General features: G+C 47.1%; 1 protein-coding gene. It reads right to left on the bottom strand.

Annotation, left to right across the window (positions count from 1 at the left end):
• The coding region (locus A3739_RS14400; RefSeq protein ID WP_197472333.1) for a flagellar hook-length control protein FliK at positions 1–1,407 on the bottom strand (1,407 nt) is incomplete at both ends.

The following is a 1,407-nucleotide window of genomic DNA, read 5'->3' as shown; positions in this document are numbered from 1 at the left end:
TTGATGATTTTGCGGTGTACTCGTACCAGCACTATACGCCACAGATTGATCTTCTTGACCACCTTGCTCAGGCGACGACTCTTGGCCAGAGCTTTGACCTAACGATTGCTCGCCTGCGTCAGCAAGTTCCTCAGAGCTGCCATTCAGCATTTCTTTTAGCTTGTGAATATTAGCCTCAAGTAATTCGCGCACACCTTGGTTCTGAGCATTGATGTTTATAGAACTTTGCTCAGCGCCGATCTGAATTTTTATATCAATCGGTCCCATATCAGCAGGATTCAAATGCAATTCGGCCTGTTGAATATTACGAGCACTCATCCACATCAACTTTTGATTTAACTGATTTGACCAGTCGGGGTCATCAACAGCTAATGGCAATGAACTAACATAAGCTTTACCCGCTTGTGACTCCGGCACTCTGCTATCTGAAACGAGGCGTTGATTCGTCAAACCCTCAAATTTGCTCAGACCTAAGTCAGGCGCATCGTCAACATTCTGGATACCACCAGAACTTAGCTCGAACTGCAGCTTCGCTCTAAAATCACTTTCGGAAACAAGCGTACTACTTTCAGGTTGCAGCAAAGTACTCGTGATGTTTGCCGCGTTAGCATTATACGGAGAGTTGCTGGTCAGACCTGCAGAGGTATTTGCGTTTTGCGAAGCAGCTGCTTGAACTTGTGCTTGAGCTAAACCTTCAACCCGCATAATGGATGCAGCGTTCGACAATGCTGGCCCTGCAGCGCTTACCTGCGCCATCATAGTATTACCAACCTTCATTGCACCTACGACATGAGATGCACCATCAGCAGCATTCGGACTTGTATCGGTGCGTATAACCGAAGTCATACTATTCAACACTGTCTCACTAACGGCCGAATTTACTTGCCCGTCCTTAGCAGATACTTCAAAACCATTCTCAAGGGACTGAGGAGACTGGGCAATCGGATTTAGCGCGGAAGAATCCACTGGCTTACCGTTAATCGAGACAGTAAGCTCTCCGCTAACAATAGGATGTGCAAAATTCATTTGGCCATTCTGCGAACTAGATACAGCAGCAGAAGCCGCCACGCCATCTTTACCCAAACTTAAGCCCTCATTTGAAATGATCGCAGAACGTTGAAATGAATTCCCTAAGTTAGTTTGCGAATCGCTACTAGCCGCGCCATCAACACCAACTAATGGTGCAGAAGATCCCGCGATCGCGCTTTGGCCATGGGGCCTCAAAGCCTGGCCATTCGAATTGTTAACACTCGCTTGCTGAGAACTCGTTGATTGCCCAAACTCAGACCTGAGATCTGACGCTGTGTTTGCTAACGAGGATGCACTGCCATTCTTACCCACCTGATTAACAGCGCTAAATACTGCGCCTTTGACAGTTTGGAGCTCTGTATCTGGTGTAATAGTTAC

The organism is Oleiphilus sp. HI0067 (genome assembly GCF_001635735.1).
This window is presented reverse-complemented; position numbering and strand designations above follow the sequence as displayed.